Source organism: Flavobacterium sp. R1_16 (genome assembly GCF_057652095.1).
Genome location: NZ_JBYFCG010000003.1, coordinates 222,754 through 238,354 on the forward strand (window position 1 = coordinate 222,754; position 15,601 = coordinate 238,354).

The 15,601-nt window shown below is 33.9% G+C and carries 15 protein-coding genes; 3 read left to right on the plus strand and 12 right to left on the minus strand.

The annotated features are described in order from the left end of the window. The first annotated feature begins 7 nt into the window (after positions 1-7). Complete coding sequence (gene can, locus AC23L6_RS07165) at positions 8-652, plus strand: carbonate dehydratase (RefSeq protein WP_487561361.1); 645 nt, start codon at positions 8-10, stop codon at positions 650-652. 6 nt (positions 653-658) lie between these two features. On the opposite strand, the gene AC23L6_RS07170 is transcribed toward can, so the two are convergent. Genes AC23L6_RS07170 through AC23L6_RS07185 form a run of 4 tightly spaced genes read right to left on the minus strand, consistent with a single transcriptional unit; the run spans position 659 to position 3,715 of the window. Beyond that, positions 659-1,621 (minus strand): sodium-dependent bicarbonate transport family permease, encoded by a 963-nt coding sequence (locus AC23L6_RS07170; RefSeq protein ID WP_487561360.1) that lies wholly within the window; start codon positions 1,619-1,621, stop codon positions 659-661. Between the two features lie 7 nt (positions 1,622-1,628). Next, a complete protein-coding gene (locus tag AC23L6_RS07175; protein ID WP_487561359.1) occupies positions 1,629-2,588 on the minus strand; it encodes an L-threonylcarbamoyladenylate synthase in 960 nt (319 codons plus the stop codon). A gap of 8 nt (positions 2,589-2,596) precedes the next feature. Continuing rightward, positions 2,597-3,433, minus strand: coding sequence for a DUF6671 family protein (locus AC23L6_RS07180; RefSeq protein WP_487561358.1), 837 nt, complete (start codon positions 3,431-3,433; stop codon positions 2,597-2,599). A 3-nt stretch (positions 3,434-3,436) separates the two neighbouring features. After that, complete coding sequence (locus AC23L6_RS07185) at positions 3,437-3,715, minus strand: hypothetical protein (protein ID WP_487561357.1); 279 nt, start codon at positions 3,713-3,715, stop codon at positions 3,437-3,439. Between the two features lie 283 nt (positions 3,716-3,998). Between AC23L6_RS07185 and AC23L6_RS07190 the strand changes: the two genes are divergently transcribed. Continuing rightward, the gene (locus AC23L6_RS07190; RefSeq protein WP_487561356.1) at positions 3,999-4,922 is read left to right on the plus strand and encodes a LysR family transcriptional regulator; all 924 of its coding nucleotides are present in this window, start codon (positions 3,999-4,001) and stop codon (positions 4,920-4,922) included. Here AC23L6_RS07190 and AC23L6_RS07195 read toward each other — a convergent pair. From AC23L6_RS07195 to AC23L6_RS07210, 4 genes are all read right to left on the minus strand, one after another. Continuing rightward, a complete protein-coding gene (locus tag AC23L6_RS07195; protein ID WP_487561355.1) occupies positions 4,919-6,115 on the minus strand; it encodes an LETM1-related biofilm-associated protein in 1,197 nt (398 codons plus the stop codon). The genes AC23L6_RS07190 and AC23L6_RS07195 overlap by 4 nt on opposite strands. Before the next feature lie 78 nt (positions 6,116-6,193). Next, complete coding sequence (locus AC23L6_RS07200; RefSeq protein WP_487561353.1) at positions 6,194-6,763, minus strand: YdeI/OmpD-associated family protein; 570 nt, start codon at positions 6,761-6,763, stop codon at positions 6,194-6,196. Between the two features lie 5 nt (positions 6,764-6,768). Then, on the minus strand, positions 6,769-7,296 hold the full coding sequence (locus AC23L6_RS07205; protein WP_487561352.1) for a superoxide dismutase family protein: 528 nt from the start codon (positions 7,294-7,296) through the stop codon (positions 6,769-6,771). A gap of 74 nt (positions 7,297-7,370) precedes the next feature. Then, positions 7,371-7,895 carry a hypothetical protein gene (locus AC23L6_RS07210; RefSeq protein WP_487561351.1) on the minus strand — a complete coding sequence of 175 codons (525 nt, stop codon included), beginning with the start codon at positions 7,893-7,895 and terminating at the stop codon, positions 7,371-7,373. 384 nt (positions 7,896-8,279) lie between these two features. Here AC23L6_RS07210 and AC23L6_RS07215 point away from each other — a divergent pair, with 384 nt between their 5' ends. Then, positions 8,280-9,545 (plus strand): BamA/TamA family outer membrane protein, encoded by a 1,266-nt coding sequence (locus AC23L6_RS07215; RefSeq protein ID WP_487561350.1) that lies wholly within the window; start codon positions 8,280-8,282, stop codon positions 9,543-9,545. A gap of 82 nt (positions 9,546-9,627) precedes the next feature. Here the strand turns inward: AC23L6_RS07215 and AC23L6_RS07220 are convergent, their stop codons facing one another. The 4 genes from AC23L6_RS07220 to AC23L6_RS07235 all read right to left on the minus strand — a co-directional run bounded on the left by AC23L6_RS07220 (position 9,628) and on the right by AC23L6_RS07235 (position 15,505). Beyond that, positions 9,628-11,418 carry an acyl-CoA dehydrogenase family protein gene (locus AC23L6_RS07220; protein ID WP_487561349.1) on the minus strand — a complete coding sequence of 597 codons (1,791 nt, stop codon included), beginning with the start codon at positions 11,416-11,418 and terminating at the stop codon, positions 9,628-9,630. A gap of 46 nt (positions 11,419-11,464) precedes the next feature. Then, positions 11,465-11,815 carry a four helix bundle protein gene (locus tag AC23L6_RS07225; protein ID WP_487561348.1) on the minus strand — a complete coding sequence of 117 codons (351 nt, stop codon included), beginning with the start codon at positions 11,813-11,815 and terminating at the stop codon, positions 11,465-11,467. Positions 11,816-11,853: 38 nt separating this feature from the next. Then, complete coding sequence (locus AC23L6_RS07230; RefSeq protein WP_487561347.1) at positions 11,854-13,035, minus strand: acetyl-CoA C-acyltransferase; 1,182 nt, start codon at positions 13,033-13,035, stop codon at positions 11,854-11,856. 79 nt (positions 13,036-13,114) lie between these two features. After that, positions 13,115-15,505: a 3-hydroxyacyl-CoA dehydrogenase NAD-binding domain-containing protein gene (locus tag AC23L6_RS07235; protein WP_487561346.1), complete on the minus strand. Its 2,391-nt coding sequence runs from the start codon at positions 15,503-15,505 to the stop codon at positions 13,115-13,117. Positions 15,506-15,601: the final 96 nt, after the last annotated feature.

The following is a 15,601-nucleotide window of genomic DNA, read 5'->3' on the forward strand; positions in this document are numbered from 1 at the left end:
TAGAATCATGGATGCAGATTTTTATAAAAAAATACTTGACAACAATAAAAAGTGGGTCGAAACTCAATTAGCAATTGATAAAGAATATTTTAAAGACCTAGCAAAAGGACAACAACCGCCGTTGCTTTGGATAGGTTGTTCAGACAGTCGTGTACCTGCTAATGAAATTATTGGCGCAAAACCAGGTGAAGTTTTTGTTCATAGAAACATTGCTAATATGGTGATTCATAGCGATATGAACATGCTTAGTGTTCTTGATTATGCAGTAAATGTTTTGAAAGTAAAGCATGTTATTGTATGTGGACATTACGGATGTGGTGGTGTTAAAGCTGCCATGGGAAATCAATCCATAGGCTTAATTGACAATTGGATCAGACACATAAAAGATGTTTATAGACTACATGAAGATTATTTAAATTCTATAACTGATGAGGATGAACGTTTCAATAAGTTTGTTGAGGTAAATGCTCAAGAGCAGGTTTTTGATTTAGCCAAAACCTCCATTGTTCAAAATGCATGGAGGAATGGCCAAGATTTAACCTTACATGGATGGACTTACGGACTAAATTCTGGATATGTAACAGATTTAGGAGTAAATATGAGTTCCAATTCAGAATTAGACGAAGTGTATCGTTTAAAGTTTTCAGTCTAGTAAATTTTAAGTATTCAAGATAACCGACAAGTAGATAGGCATACCAAAAGTAATATTAAAAGGAAAGGTAACTGCTAGTGCCATAGGAAGAAATAATCCAGGGTTTGCCTTTGGAGCAACTATTTTCATTGCAGCTGGAACAGCTATATATGAAGCACTAGCAGCTAGAATTGCAAAAATAAATCGATCTCCAACATTTGACGTAATCATTTGACTTAAAAAGGCAACAACACATCCATTTAAAAGAGGAATTATTATTGCAAAAAGTGCTGAAAACCAACCGCTTTTAAAGAAATCATTCAGTTTTTTTCCGCTTACTATACCCATGTCAAGTAAAAAAATTGCGAGGAATCCTTTAAAAATATCAGTTGTAAATGGTTTTATACCCATTGCCTGTTGTTCACTTGCCATAAGGCCAATAATCAAACTTCCTAAAATTAATATCACGCTTCCATTTGTTAATGAATGTTTTATAACCGAACTTAATTTGGTTGAAGTAACATCCTCTTTTTTATACAATCGCATTAGTATTACCGCGATAATTATTGCAGGAGCTTCCATTAATGCCATAACGGCAACCATATGTCCACTGAAGGTGTATTTTTGAATTTCTAAAAAAGTTATCGCAGTGACAAATGTTACTGCACTGACTGAGCCATAAGCAGCAGCAATAGCTCCTGAATTTTCAATATTAAATTTACGTTTTAAAATAAAAAAACAGTAGGAGGGTATTATAATCGCGATGAGCACTCCAAAAAGGATTGACCATATAATTTCAACATGAAAATCGCTATGGGCTAATTCTTGTCCACCCTTAAAACCTATTGAAAATAATAGATACAAGGAAATGAATTTTGATGTATTGTTAGGGATTTCTAAGTCGCTTTTTAATCTAGTTGCAATAATTCCTAATAAGAAAAATAGTAATGCAGGGTTCGTTAAATTATCAAAAAGTAAGTCTAAATTCATAGTTAATTTATTTTTTAGTTGCACGTGTTAATCTATCATTTATTGATTTTCCCAGACCTAAATCAGGAAATATCTGGGCTATGATGATGTCTAAATTCATTTTATCAAGTCGGTGCAGAGCAGCATATAAATTTGCGGCTGCTTCTTTTAAATCGCCATCCTTCGATAAAATTTCTTGATGCTGTATCATATCACTGTTTATTGGATGATTAAAGAGTAGCAATCCTATCTTTTTATCTTTATTTTTTTGGATAAATGATGTTATATCCTCTGCCAAAAACGTAGGCGTTGTAGGTGCATAATGCTTGGATAACATTCCGGGGGCATCTGGATTTTTTTCTTTATTGTTTTTAATTTTAATGGTACCAATTACATTCTCAATATCTTCAATAGAGAGCGAACCTAGCCGATATAAAACAGCTTCATTGTTTTCAAATCCAATGATGGTGGATTCTATTCCGTTTTGACAATTTCCTCCATCTAAAATCATAGGTAAATCATCTTTGAAGTACTCTGCCACATGCTCTGCATTAGTAGGACTTATCAATCCAAATAAATTGGCACTTGGTGCTGCTAATGGAAAATCAAGTGATTGTAATAGCTGTAATGTAATGGGATGATTCGGAATTCGAACAGCTACAGTGGTCTTTCCTGCCGTAACGCTATCAGGAACTATTTCTTTCTTTTTTAGAACCATTGTCAAAGGACCTGGCCAGAACGTATTTGCCAGTATCTTGGCTTTTTTTGGAATGTCATCAACTAATTCGTCTAGTTGTTGCAATGAGCTCACATGAACAATTAAAGGATTATACAGGGGTCTTTTTTTTAATTCAAATATTTTTTTTATGGCTTTTTCGCTGTAAATATTTCCAGCTAAACCATAGACTGTTTCTGTAGGTATCGCTACAAGGTCATTTTGATTTAAAATTTGAACGGCTTTATTAATATCGGTAGATAATAGTGACATTATTCGTTTTAAGGATTGCAAAAATCACAATACATTGGATCTTCAGTTGTTTTTTTATTTGGATATAATTTTTCTAAAGTATAATCACATTTCTTACATTTTGAAATATAACTTAAAATAGAACGAGTTGGCAATTTACACGAGTTGCATGGTAAACCTGAATTTGAATCCGTAATAACAAAACCAGGAGTGCTACAAACAGGGCATTTTGAATGCATTGCCTCGACTAACTTTAAAGTAGTTTTTTCAATCAACTTCATTCGTGTTGGATTGTACAAAGCTCTCATATCAGTTTCGACATAGGCTGTTCCAAATTCGTCTATCATTTCTTTGAAACTTTTCTTTAAAGTAATTTCATCAGTAATGCCTTTGACTATTTTAGAAAAATTATTTTCAGAGGGTTTCAAAATAAGACCATGTGAAGGAAATTGTACTTTATAAGCAAATTCCATTAATTCTAGTTCATTTTTTACTTCAGAGGCATTAAAATTTGTTTCTGTGCTGATTTCTCTAACTACTATTTCTAAGTCATTTTTAGTGTCCATCAACATGATTATTTCTTCATTAGCTTGTGCGAAGAAAATTACTGGATGCGAACCAAATGAGCCTTCACTGGCGACTACTAAATCGCAATTAGTTGTATCTAATGATAGAAAACACTTTGCTCGAAGAGTTGTTAAGGCGTCTTCTTTTCTGGGTATTTCTCCTGAAAACGTTCCTAGTAAATCAGTGTCAAACGAGTTTGAGGTGTGACACTGAACTCCAAATTCTTTTTCTAAAATAGGAGCGATAACTTCTTCTTTTTTGTGCTTGGTTGCTATAAGTAATTTTCTACCTTGAAACATGGTTTATTTGCTGAACTTAATTTCTATAAAACTGTTTACAGTCAAGTTGACCCCATTTGCTTTTGCTAATTCAACAATTTTATCAATCTCATCTTTTGCTTCATTTAGTTCTTGTACTCTCTTTTTAGAATGAGAAAGAGTATTGTTAAAACGGATGTGGTTACTGAAATCCTCGAGATTGTGATAATTAATTTTATTATTTATCAACGATATGAGAACTTTTCCAGCTTCAGATGGTGTAAAAACACTATCTATTAATTTGATGTTGTATTGATTGTCCATAGTATTTATTAAAGTTTAATTTTCATTTTTTTTAATTGAAATACACAAATAAGTATTATTAATCCTAAGAAACCCACAGTTGCTAGGTTTCCTTCATATTTGACACTCAATAGTACACCCAAGAGGAGACTTATTACAATCAGTGTCAATTTGATGTTGTCGTGATTTAGATTTAAAAATTCTTTCATTGTAAAATTCTTTTTGATTTATGTCGGCACAAAATTGAAAAGATTTATTTATATATTTTTATTTATATTTGTAATGATATATATAAATGTATTTTATGAACTATACTTTACACCAACTACAAGTTTTTTTGAAAATCACTGAAACGAAGAGCATTACAAAGGCAGCTGAGGAATTGCATTTGACTCAACCTGCAGTTTCTATACAGCTAAAAAATTTACAAGATCAATTTGAAATTCCTCTGACAGAAATTATAGGAAGGCAATTGTACGTGACCGATTTTGGGAAAGAAATTGCAATAGCTGCTGAACGAATCTTAGAAGAAGTGAATGCAATTAACTATAAAACGCTAGCCTATAAAGGAATTTTGTCAGGTAAACTTAAAATTTCTGTGGTTTCAACGGGCAAATATGTGATGCCCTACTTTCTATCTGAGTTTGCCAATAACAACAAAGGAATAGAAATTGAAATGGATGTTACCAACAAGTCGAAGGTAATTAAATCGCTAAAAAACAATGAAGTAGATTTTGCTCTTGTATCTATAATACCCAATGACATTCAAGTTGAATCTCAAATTTTGATGCAAAATAAGTTATTTCTAGTTGGGAATAAAAAAACTGCAGTAAATCAAAAAATCAAAATTGATAATTTGCTTTCTGAAATTCCTCTCATTTACAGAGAAGACGGTTCAGCTACAAGAATTTCGATGGAAAAATTCATGACTGATAAAGGAATTAAAGCTAAAATGAAATTGCAATTAACATCAAATGAAGCTGTTAAACAGGCTGTTATTGCTGGTCTTGGATTATCAATTATGCCTTTAATTGGTTTAAAAAATGAATTAGAAAAAGAAGACATTCAAATTTTGCCAGTAAAAGGGTTACCAATTATTACCAACTGGAGATTGATTTGGCTCAAAGGAAAAAAATTAAGCCCAATTGCCTCAGCTTATTTGCAGTTCATTACAAATGAAAAAGAAAGAATTAATTTAGAAAATTTTTCTTGGATTCAGTCGTATTAATCATCTAAGTTTTCATTGAAAGCAGAAGGCAATAGAGTAGGTATAAATTTAATCAGTATTGGAAGTAATAAACTTCCTCCTGGCAGTAAAAAAATAGTAAGAGAAGGAATTGTTTTGCAAATGTCTAATAGCTGTTTTTTTACTTTTTTCTTTTCTTTTTCATTCAAATCTCTTCGAGTAGAATAGGCGAGCAGAATCATTAATTCTTTACTTTGAATAATTTCTTTTACTAATCTTTTTTTATTCCGAGTGATTAAGGTAATTACCCCTTGGGTGGTGTGATCGTAAAAATGTTTTACTGGATTTGAATAATTAAAATAAGGAATTTCACTTTTATATTTTGTAATAAAATGATCTGTTTCCAAGATACTTTGTTTTACAAAATCATCTGAAATAGAAATGGTTTCGGCTAATTTATGTAAAAAAAAGGCTTCGTTATTTTCAATGACTCCGTCACTCCATAATGCCATTCCAGCAATATCGATTATGTATTTTTTTTCTAAATCATTGGTAAAAAAATCCAATTGCAATGCTTCTAGACTTTGAGTTGAAACTTTAGAAAATTTACTGTACCGAATGGATGCCTCAAAGAGTTTGATTAATAAATCATCATGCTGCGATTTATTTAATTTTGTTTTTAAGGCTAAGGTTACCACGTTTACAACTGTTTCTTCAATTTTCTTTAAGTATTTTTCAGGAATTGAACCATGAATTAAATATTGATGAAAAGCCAAAACATCAACAAACAACAAAGCATTGGTCACAAGATGAGAAAAGTTTTTGCTTACTATATTTTCATTTGTTTGAACCCGTTCGTCAATAATTTTTTCTAAGGTTAGTGAAGGTGTATTTTTAGGTAATATTTTTTCAAATAAGTTAAAACCCTGTGGGCTCATTTGATTATAAAAGAGTACTGCTTGAGAGATAAAAGTGGTTGAGTCAATTTCTTTTTTTGTCAAACAATAAACGTTATACAAGCTGTTTAATAAGGCTAGTTTGGAAATTTCTGATTTGAACCAATCATCAATTGGAATGGGAGTAGTCGTATCAATTGAAATGATATGTCCGTAAATAAATCCAGTTTTTCTAACATTATAATAAAAGTCATCATAATTATTAGAAACAGATTGCTTTGTAAACTTTTGTTCAATAAAAAATTTGTCTATCCAACCTGCTGCTGATGGGTTTATCATAGTTTGATTTTAGTCTTACAAATCTATTATTTTTATATTCAGGAAAACAAATTTTGTTACATTTTAATTCGCTTGGAACTAATATCTTGATTTTATATTCTGAGCACAAAGTTGTATAATTTCTTCGATTCTTTTTCTTCTTGTTTCTGCACCTTTTGCTAGATTAAGCCAATATAAATAATTTTTCCGATACGAAGGGCTAAAGTTATGATAGTTGTCAAAGGCTAGTTTATTTTGGTGAAACGCTTCCAGTAAATCCTCTGGAATTAACAAATCTTCTACAGCATCAAGAGATTCCCAGGAACCATTTTGTTTGGCAATTTCAATCTTTTTTAAACCACTTTCATGCATTAAACCACTTTCTAGTAGTTTCTCAATGTAGCTTTTATTCAGTTTACTCCAAACACTTTTATCTTTTCTTGGAGAAAAGAATTGCTTTCGACTTTCTTCATCGATTTTTCTCACAGTGGAATCAATCCAGCCATAGCAAATTGCAACTTGTACAGCTTCTTCCCAACGTATACTTTCCAAAGCACTGCTTACTTTATAAAAAATGAGATATACGCCTTTTGAGGAATGGTAGTTTTCGTGTAACCAATTCCGCCATTCAGTTGCATTTTTAAAATAGTGATGCTGTTTTTCTTCCAAATGTCTTATCGTATAATCGCTGAGCAGGCTACTCTAGCTCCTGAATTTCCTGAAGGTTGGGTAACATAATCATCAGGGCCTTGATGAACTATTAAACTTTTTCCTAGTATGTCTTTTGTAGCGTCACCACAACCTATACACCATTCAGATGTTGTTATGGTAACAGTTCCGTTTCCATATTCATCAGTAGGGAAATTTCCGATATCGCCTTTATGAGCTTCACCTTCACCTAATTTCCCGTGTTTTTTGAAAGTAGGATTCCAATGTCCACCAGCTGAACTACCATCTGCTGCAGAACAATCTGCTTTTTCATGAATGTGTATAGCATGAATTCCAGGTTTCAATCCTTTGAAATTTGCTGTGAAGGTTACCGAACCATTTTTTTCGGTAAATGTACCTTCTCCAGAAACTTTACTATCACTCTTAGGTTCAAATGTAACGTTTAGTTTATTTGATGGAGAATTTGGTGTAGAGGTTTTGCATCCCAAATTAACTACTACAAGCAGAACGGTTGCTAGAATTATTTTTTTCATGATTTGAAGTTGATTTAATTTGACTCTAAATTTAAGTATAATTTCTTCAGAATGAATTAAATTTAACTTAAAATCTACTTCGTTTTTTCACCAACAAAATAATCATTTTGCGATTTAAATAGTACGTTAAAAGTGGTTAAACTTCCATAAATTCTAGTAATGTATTGTTGTAATTCTATTTTCTCAATTTCTTCTAAGTTGCTGGCATTAATTTTTTGTTCCATAACTCTAATTCGATCGCGAACCATGATAATTTTATGAAAAAAGGTATCTATGGGAATTTCTTTTGATGCCAATCCCGCCTGACCTGGGTCTAAAATTATTTTTCCACCTTTCCATTTGTCACCTATAGCTACGGGCTCGGCCAAACCGTTCCATTTTTTTAATATCGATAGTAAACTTTGTTCTACATCATAAAAGCTAATTGTATCCACTTCATTTTCAGCGGCTTCAATAACTTCAAATTCGCTATCAATTGCTATGGTTTCTAATCCCTTGTCGATAAAAGTTACCCAATATTCTCTTGAAGATACATTTGTTATTACTCCTTTACCGTATTCGGCATGATTGATTCTTGAACCTATTCCTAGTATTTTCATTATAGTTGATTTTTTTTAACGAAAATAAGCAACTAAATACTAACTAGCAAAAAGAGCATAAATAATATGAACATAAAAATTCAAGATGGTATAAAATTGAATTCGTAGTATTATTTTAAGAAATAAAGTAAATGGATATTACGTTAGCTTTTTATAGCAATTTGAAGGCTTTAGTAAATTGTAGAAAAGATAATTGATTAGATATGAAAATAGTCTTTTGTTTCCCTATTTTTGCAATTCTTAACTTCGTATAAAAAAAGTCTTTAGAATAAAGGTTTAGTATTACAGGAAGAGCAATTTACACTTAAATAGTATGTTATAAATTCTATAGTCTGATAACACTATTTGAGATATATTGTGTTGAGTAGCACATTAACAAGGAAAATGAAAATTATTTTTAAAAACAAATATCGGTTACAAACTAATCTACTTCTACTATTTGTTTTTATGCAATTCAGTAGTGTAGCTCAAATACAGAACGATTCGATTGTTGGCTGTGCTGTAAAATCACTTCCTGATATTTTTAAGAAAAGAGATTCAATACAAGTTATTAAGCCCTCAAAGAACAGTTTTTTTCTGATTATTCCAATTATTGGAGTTCAACCAGCAAACGGTTTTATGTACGGTGCAGTGGCTCAATGTACGTTTAAAGGAAAAAGTATAATAGATAAATATTCTTCGGTTAATTTAGGGGCAACCTACACGACTAAAGATCAATTATTGGTTAACTTAAAAAATAATTTAATTCTTAACAACAACAAAATCTATTTGAGTGGAGACTGGCGTTATTATATTTTTTCACAAGGAAATTTTGGATTGGGAACCGATATCATACCTCGAGACAGAAAGAATACTGATTTTCAGTTTGAAGCTATTGACGAGCCTATGAAATATAATTACTTTAAGTTTCACCAAACGATTTCTTTTCAAGTAATTAAAAACTTATATGTTGGTTCTGGCTTGCATTTAGATGGTTATACTGACATTCAAGACCAAAATTTAGATGTTGAGAACAATCAGTTTACAAACCATTACAATTACAACAAGAAATACGGTTTTAATGACAAAGAGTATTATGTAAATGGATTGAGTTTTAATATGGTATTTGATTCTAGAGACAATCAAGTGAATACTAACTCTGGTTGGTTTGCCAATATCAATTATAGAGTAAATCCTGAGATTGGAAGAAATCAACAGTCAAGTCAGGTAATTTTCTCTGAATACCGCTATTTTATTCCGTTAAGTAAAACTAATTTTCAACACGTTCTTGCTTTTTGGACGTATGGTCAGTTTTTAATTGGTGGAAATGTACCCTATTTAAATTTACCCGCCATAGGATGGGATCAGAGAAGTAGAGGAGGGAAAGGATATACACAAGGATTATTTAGAGGTTTTAATTTGGTATATTTTGAAACCGAATACCGATTTCCAATTAGTTGTAACAAACTATTTAGCGGAACCGTTTTTTCTAATTTTACTACTGCTAGTAACAAAGAAAACAACATTCAGTTGTTTCAATACGTTCAACCTGCCGTTGGTGTAGGCTTACGTATTTTAATTGATAAGCCAACACGAACTAATATTATCGCCAATTATGGATGGGGAAGAGATTCCGAAGCATTTTATTTGAATGCGGGTGAAACTTTTTAAACAGAGTTTGATAGTGTAAATTGATGCTATAAAAAAAGCCGTATTGACAAATACGGCTCTTAACAACAAACTATTAACTAAACTAAAAACAATAACTATTTTCTGCCACCAACTTAGCAGTAATAGTTTCTCTTAAACCAACAATATTGGGCATATTGGTATATTTTGTAAAACGTCGTAAACCCATAAGCATCATGCGTTGTTCGTCGCCTTCAGCAAAAGAAATGATACTTTCTTTTCCTTTTTGAGTAACGATATCTACGGCTTTGTATAAGTACAATTTGGCCATTGCAATTTGTTCTTTTACGTTGGCTTCGCCTTGTTTTTTTGCTAATTTTTCTGTTCGTAAAACGGTACTTTCAGCCATGTAAATTTCAATCAATATATCAGCGGCGGCAGTCAATAATTGTTGATGTCCTTCTAAATCTGGACCATATTTCTGTACAGCACCACCCGCAACCATTAAGAATGCTTTTTTCAATTTTCCTATCAGTTCTTTTTCTTCTGAAAATAATTCAGAATAATCAGGAGTTTCAAATGATGGAATACCCATTAGCTCTTCCTGTACTTTTGAAGCTGGACCCAATAAATCAACGTGACCTTTCATGGCTTTTTTGATTAACATTCCCACGGATAACATTCGGTTGATTTCGTTCGTTCCTTCATAAATACGAGCAATACGAGCATCACGCCATGCGCTTTCCATAGGAGTATCTTCAGAGAATCCCATTCCGCCATAAATCTGGATTCCTTCATCGGCACAGTTTTGAACATCTTCTGAAACCGCTACTTTCAAAATGGAACATTCAATAGCAAATTCTTCAACTCCTTTCAACTCGGCTTCTTGGTGTGAGGTGCCTTCGGCTTCTCTTAATTTGATTCGGGTTTCAATATCTTTAGCAGCACGATAGGTTGCACTTTCACCCGCATAGGCAGATGTTGCCATTTCGGCTAATTTATAGCGAATTGCTCCAAAACTTGATATAGGAACATTAAACTGAATTCTTTCATTAGCATAATTCACCGCGTTGGAAGTGACACGACGTTGAGCATCTAAACAAGCCGCAGCCAATTTGATTCGACCAACATTCAAAGCATTCATTGCAATTTTGAAACCTTCACCACGACCGGCTAACATATTCTCTACAGGAACTTTAGTTTCGTTGAAGAAAACTTGTCGGGTAGAAGAGGCGCGAATTCCTAATTTGTGCTCTTCTTCGTTCATGGTGATTCCATTATTAGGGTCATTTTCTACAATGAAACCCGTAATGTTTTTATCGTCTTCAATTCGTGCAAAAACAATGAATAACGAGCAGAAACCAGCATTTGAAATCCACATTTTACCTCCTGTGATTTTGTAATATTTTCCATCTTCTGATAAAACCGCTTTGGTTTTTCCTGAATTGGCATCTGAACCGGCACCCGGTTCAGTAAGGCAATAGGCACCAAACCATTCTCCTGAAGCTAATTTTGGAACGTATTTTTGTTTTTGTTCTTCGGTTCCGTATAAGGTAATGGGCATAGTACCAATTCCAGTATGGGCTCCAAAAGCTGTCGAAAACGAACCTGTAGCTCCCGAAATGTAGTCGCAAACCAAACAGGTATCCACAAATCCCATTCCCATTCCGCCATAGGCTTCTGGAACGGCGACACTTAAAAATCCCATTTCACCAGCTTTGCGCATTGTTTCTTCTGTGAAGGCATAATCTTTAGCCTCGAAACGGTTTTTGTAAGGCCAAATTTCTTTGTCAACAAATTCTTTCACCGAATCGCGCATCATGATTTGTTCTTCTGAGAAATCTTCGGGTGTGAAGATGTCTTCACACTTTGTTTCTTTTACGAGGAATTGTCCTCCTCTGGTTATATCGTTCATTTTTTTATTGTTTAGAGAAAAGAAAATAGAGAATAGAAAAAAGACTTTACTTTAGTCCATTTTGAAACGACATTGTCATTCTTTGAAATTCTTCTATTTTAATTTCTAGTTGGTTAAAAATTGTTTCATTTATATATTTTCTATGTTTTGCAACAATTAGTTGCGTAGTTAACTCAAATGATGATCCGAGTGAGATATCTAAAAAATGACTAAAAGATTTATCAGTTCTTGATGAACCCTCAGCAATATTACTAGGCATGGATACTGAACATCTACTTATTTGAGAGCTTAAATCATATCTTTCATGTTTTGGAAATTCTAATAAAATATCTGAAATATCATTAGCGATTTCTATTCCCAACTGCCATATTTTCAAATTTTTATAATTATGCCTCATAGTAAGTCTAAGCTCTATATTCTGTTTTCTATTTTCTTCTAAATCAACTCAAAAATCCCAGCGCTTCCTTGTCCTGTTCCCACACACATACTCACTATTCCGTATTTATCTCCTCGGCGTTTCATCTCGTCAAATAGTTGAACTGATAGTTTTGCTCCAGTACAACCAAGTGGATGTCCTAAAGCAATTGCACCACCATTTACGTTTACGATATCAGGATTTAATCCTAACTCACGAGTTACGGCTAATGCTTGTGATGCGAAAGCTTCGTTTAGTTCTATTAAGCCAATATCGTTTAGCGATAAACCAGCTTGTTTTAGTGCTTTTGGAATGGCTTTTACTGGACCAATTCCCATGATTCTGGGTTCTACTCCAGCAGAAGCAAAATTTACTAATCGTGCGATGGGAGTAACGCCTAATTCTTTAACCAATTCTTCACTCATAATCAAAACAAAGGCTGCTCCATCACTCATTTGTGATGAATTTCCTGCGGTAACCGAACCGTCTGCTGCAAATACGGGTTTAAGTTTTCCCAATGCCGCTATAGTAGTATCTGCTCTTGGACCTTCATCTTTTGTAACAGTGTATGATTTTGTTTCTTTTTTACCGTTTTCATTGATGAAGGTTTGTTCTACAGTAATAGGAACAATTTGTTTGTCAAATTTATTTTCGGCTTGTGCTTTCAATGCTTTTTGGTGTGAATTAAAAGCAAATTCATCCTGATCTTCACGAGAAATATTGAATTGTTTTGCTACAGCTTCTGCAGTTAATCCCATTCCCCAATAGTAATCTTCGTGTCCTTCTTTTGCTACGGCATAATCAGGAGTTGGTTTGTAACCACCCATAGGAATAAATGACATACTTTCGGCACCACCGGCAATGATACAATCGGCCATGCCACTTTGGATCTTTGCGGTTGCCATTCCGATAGTTTCTAGTCCAGAAGCGCAGTATCTATTTACGGTAACGCCAGGAACATCGGTTACTTTTAATCCCATCAAGGAAATTAAACGACCTACATTTAACCCTTGCTCTGCTTCTGGCATGGCGTTGCCAACCATAACGTCGTCGATGCGTTTTTTGTCGAAATCAGGCAGTTCATTCATCATGAATTGAATGGTTTCGGCAGCTAATTCATCAGGACGTTTAAAACGAAAAACTCCTTTAGGTGCTTTACCAACGGCTGTTCTGTATGCTTTTACGATATATGCTGTTTTCATATTTTTTATTTTAAGAGTAAAGAAAATAGAATATAGAGAATAGACTTTTCAGTTTTGTCTATATTCTTTTTTCTATGTTCTAATTTCTCAACGGTTTTCCCTTAGTTAACATAAACTGAATTCTTTCTAATGTTTTTCTTTCTGTACATAATGATAAGAAGGCTTCACGTTCGATGTCTAATAAATATTGTTCGCTTACTAAAGTTGGTTCGGATAAATCACCCCCCGCCATTACATAGGCTAGTTTATTGGCAATTTTTAAATCATGTTCAGAGATGTATTTTCCAGCTACCATTTGATTGGTTCCTACCAAGAACATTCCGAGTGCTTGTTTTCCTAATACTTTTACGTCTGTTCTGCGGATAGGTTGTGTATATCCTGCTTCTGCCATTAAGAGCGCATGTTTTTTTGCTTCGGCTATTTGTCTGTCTTTATTGACTACCACAACATCTTTTCCTTTTTGTAAAATACCTAAATCAAAAGCTTCATAAGCCGATGTTGATACTTTAGCCATGGCTACGGTTAAGAAATATTCTTGTAACACATTCAACTCCACATCGTTTTTACGGAACAAATCGGAAGCGCGTAAAGCCATTTCTTTGGAACCTCCGCCGCCAGGAATTACGCCAACGCCAAACTCCACCAAACCAATATAACTTTCGGCAGCAGCCACCACTTTATCAGCGTGAAGTGTCATTTCGCATCCGCCACCGAGTGTCATTCCGTGAGGAGCAACAACTACTGGAATAGAAGAATAACGCACGCGCATCATGGTATCTTGGAACATTTTGATAGCCATATTCAATTCGTCGTATTCTTGTTCAACAGCCATCATAAAAATCATTCCGATATTGGCACCTACAGAGAAATTTGCTCCTTGGTTACCAATCACTAATCCGCTGTATTCTTTTTCAGCAAGGTCTATGGCTTTATTGATTCCAGCTAAAACATCGCCACCAATGGTGTTCATTTTACTTTGGAATTCTAAGTTTAAAATACTATCTCCTAAATCGTGAAGGACAGCACCACTATTGCTCCATACTTTTTTGCTTTCTCTGATGTTGTTCAGTATGATAAAACTATCTTGACCTGGAACTTTAACTTGTGATTTTGTCGGAATATTGTAGAAATAGGTAGCACCCTCTTTTACAGTATAAAAACTGTTGCTTCCTGAAGCTATCATATCTGTAACCCATGCTGCAGGTGTATACCCTTCCGCTTGCATGAGTTCGATTCCTTTTTGAACTCCTATAGCATCCCAAATTTCAAAGGGTCCATTTTCCCATCCGAAACCTGCCTTCATGGCATCGTCTATTTTGTAGAATTCATCGGTTATTTCTGGAACACGATTGGAACAATAGGCAAACATAGCAGCGAAATTCTTTCTGTAGAAATCACCCGCTTTGTCTTTTCCTTTTACTAAAACTCGAAATCTATCAATGGGTTTTTCAATAGTTTTAGTCAATTCTAATGTGTTAAAAGAGGCCTTCTTTGCAGGACGGTATTCTAAGGTATCTAAATCCAAAGACAAAATATCTTTGTCTACTTTTTTGTAAAAACCTTGTCCCGTTTTGCTACCGAGCCATTTGTTTTCCATCATTTTGTTAATGAAATCTGGCAATTTAAATAATTCGTGTGCTTCGTCGTTCGGGCAACCTTCATATAAACCATTGGCAACATGAACCAATGTATCTAAACCAACGACGTCCACCGTTCTGAAGGTAGCCGATTTTGGTCGGCCAATAACAGGACCCGTTAATTTATCCACTTCTTCAATAGTTAATCCCATTTCTTTTACCAAATGGAATAAACTTTGAATTCCAAAGATTCCAATTCGGTTTCCAATAAACGCAGGAGTATCTTTAGCTATAACTGATGTCTTTCCTAAATATTTTGAACCATAATCGAATAAGAAATCCAATACTTCTTTTGAAGTTTGTGGTCCTGGAATGATTTCGAATAATTTTAAATAACGCGCAGGATTGAAGAAGTGTGTTCCACAGAAATGCTTCTGGAAATCCTCGCTACGACCTTCGCTCATGAATTTTATTGGAATTCCTGAAGTATTTGAAGTTACTAAGGTTCCGGGTTTACGGAATTTGTCAATTTGTTCGAACACTAATTTCTTGATGTCTAAACGTTCCACCACCACTTCGATAATCCAATCGCAGTTGGCAATTTTAGCCATGTCATCGGTGATGTTTCCAGTGGTGATTCTAGAAGCAAATTTTTGGTTGTAAATAGGAGAGGGTTTGGACTTTAAGGCATTCGCTAGGTGTTCGTTGACAATGCGGTTGCGAACGATTTTACTTTCGAGCTTCAATCCCTTTTTTTCTTCTATTTCGGTTAAAGCATTCGGAACAATATCCAACAATAATACTTCTAGTCCGATGTTAGCAAAATGGCAAGCAATACCAGAGCCCATGATTCCGGAGCCGACAACTGCTATTTTTTTTATGTTTCTTTTCATGTTTTTATTTTTGAAGAGCATAGAAAATAGAGCATAGAAAAAAGACTTCTCTCAGTCTAGCTCACCCTCTATATTCTATTCTCTATGTTCAATATT

What these genes read in the sequence shown, in the direction of transcription:
- can (WP_487561361.1), top strand. Translation starts at nt 8, where the DNA reads ATGGATGCAGATTTTTATAAAAAAATACTTGACAACAATAAAAAGTGG.
- AC23L6_RS07170 (WP_487561360.1), bottom strand. Translation starts at nt 1,621, where the DNA reads ATGAATTTAGACTTACTTTTTGATAATTTAACGAACCCTGCATTACTA.
- AC23L6_RS07175 (WP_487561359.1), bottom strand. Translation starts at nt 2,588, where the DNA reads ATGTCACTATTATCTACCGATATTAATAAAGCCGTTCAAATTTTAAAT.
- AC23L6_RS07180 (WP_487561358.1), bottom strand. Translation starts at nt 3,433, where the DNA reads ATGTTTCAAGGTAGAAAATTACTTATAGCAACCAAGCACAAAAAAGAA.
- AC23L6_RS07185 (WP_487561357.1), bottom strand. Translation starts at nt 3,715, where the DNA reads ATGGACAATCAATACAACATCAAATTAATAGATAGTGTTTTTACACCA.
- AC23L6_RS07190 (WP_487561356.1), top strand. Translation starts at nt 3,999, where the DNA reads ATGAACTATACTTTACACCAACTACAAGTTTTTTTGAAAATCACTGAA.
- AC23L6_RS07195 (WP_487561355.1), bottom strand. Translation starts at nt 6,115, where the DNA reads ATGATAAACCCATCAGCAGCAGGTTGGATAGACAAATTTTTTATTGAA.
- AC23L6_RS07205 (WP_487561352.1), bottom strand. Translation starts at nt 7,296, where the DNA reads ATGAAAAAAATAATTCTAGCAACCGTTCTGCTTGTAGTAGTTAATTTG.
- AC23L6_RS07210 (WP_487561351.1), bottom strand. Translation starts at nt 7,895, where the DNA reads ATGAAAATACTAGGAATAGGTTCAAGAATCAATCATGCCGAATACGGT.
- AC23L6_RS07215 (WP_487561350.1), top strand. Translation starts at nt 8,280, where the DNA reads ATGAAAATTATTTTTAAAAACAAATATCGGTTACAAACTAATCTACTT.
- AC23L6_RS07220 (WP_487561349.1), bottom strand. Translation starts at nt 11,418, where the DNA reads ATGAACGATATAACCAGAGGAGGACAATTCCTCGTAAAAGAAACAAAG.
- AC23L6_RS07225 (WP_487561348.1), bottom strand. Translation starts at nt 11,815, where the DNA reads ATGAGGCATAATTATAAAAATTTGAAAATATGGCAGTTGGGAATAGAA.
- AC23L6_RS07230 (WP_487561347.1), bottom strand. Translation starts at nt 13,035, where the DNA reads ATGAAAACAGCATATATCGTAAAAGCATACAGAACAGCCGTTGGTAAA.
- AC23L6_RS07235 (WP_487561346.1), bottom strand. Translation starts at nt 15,505, where the DNA reads ATGAAAAGAAACATAAAAAAAATAGCAGTTGTCGGCTCCGGAATCATG.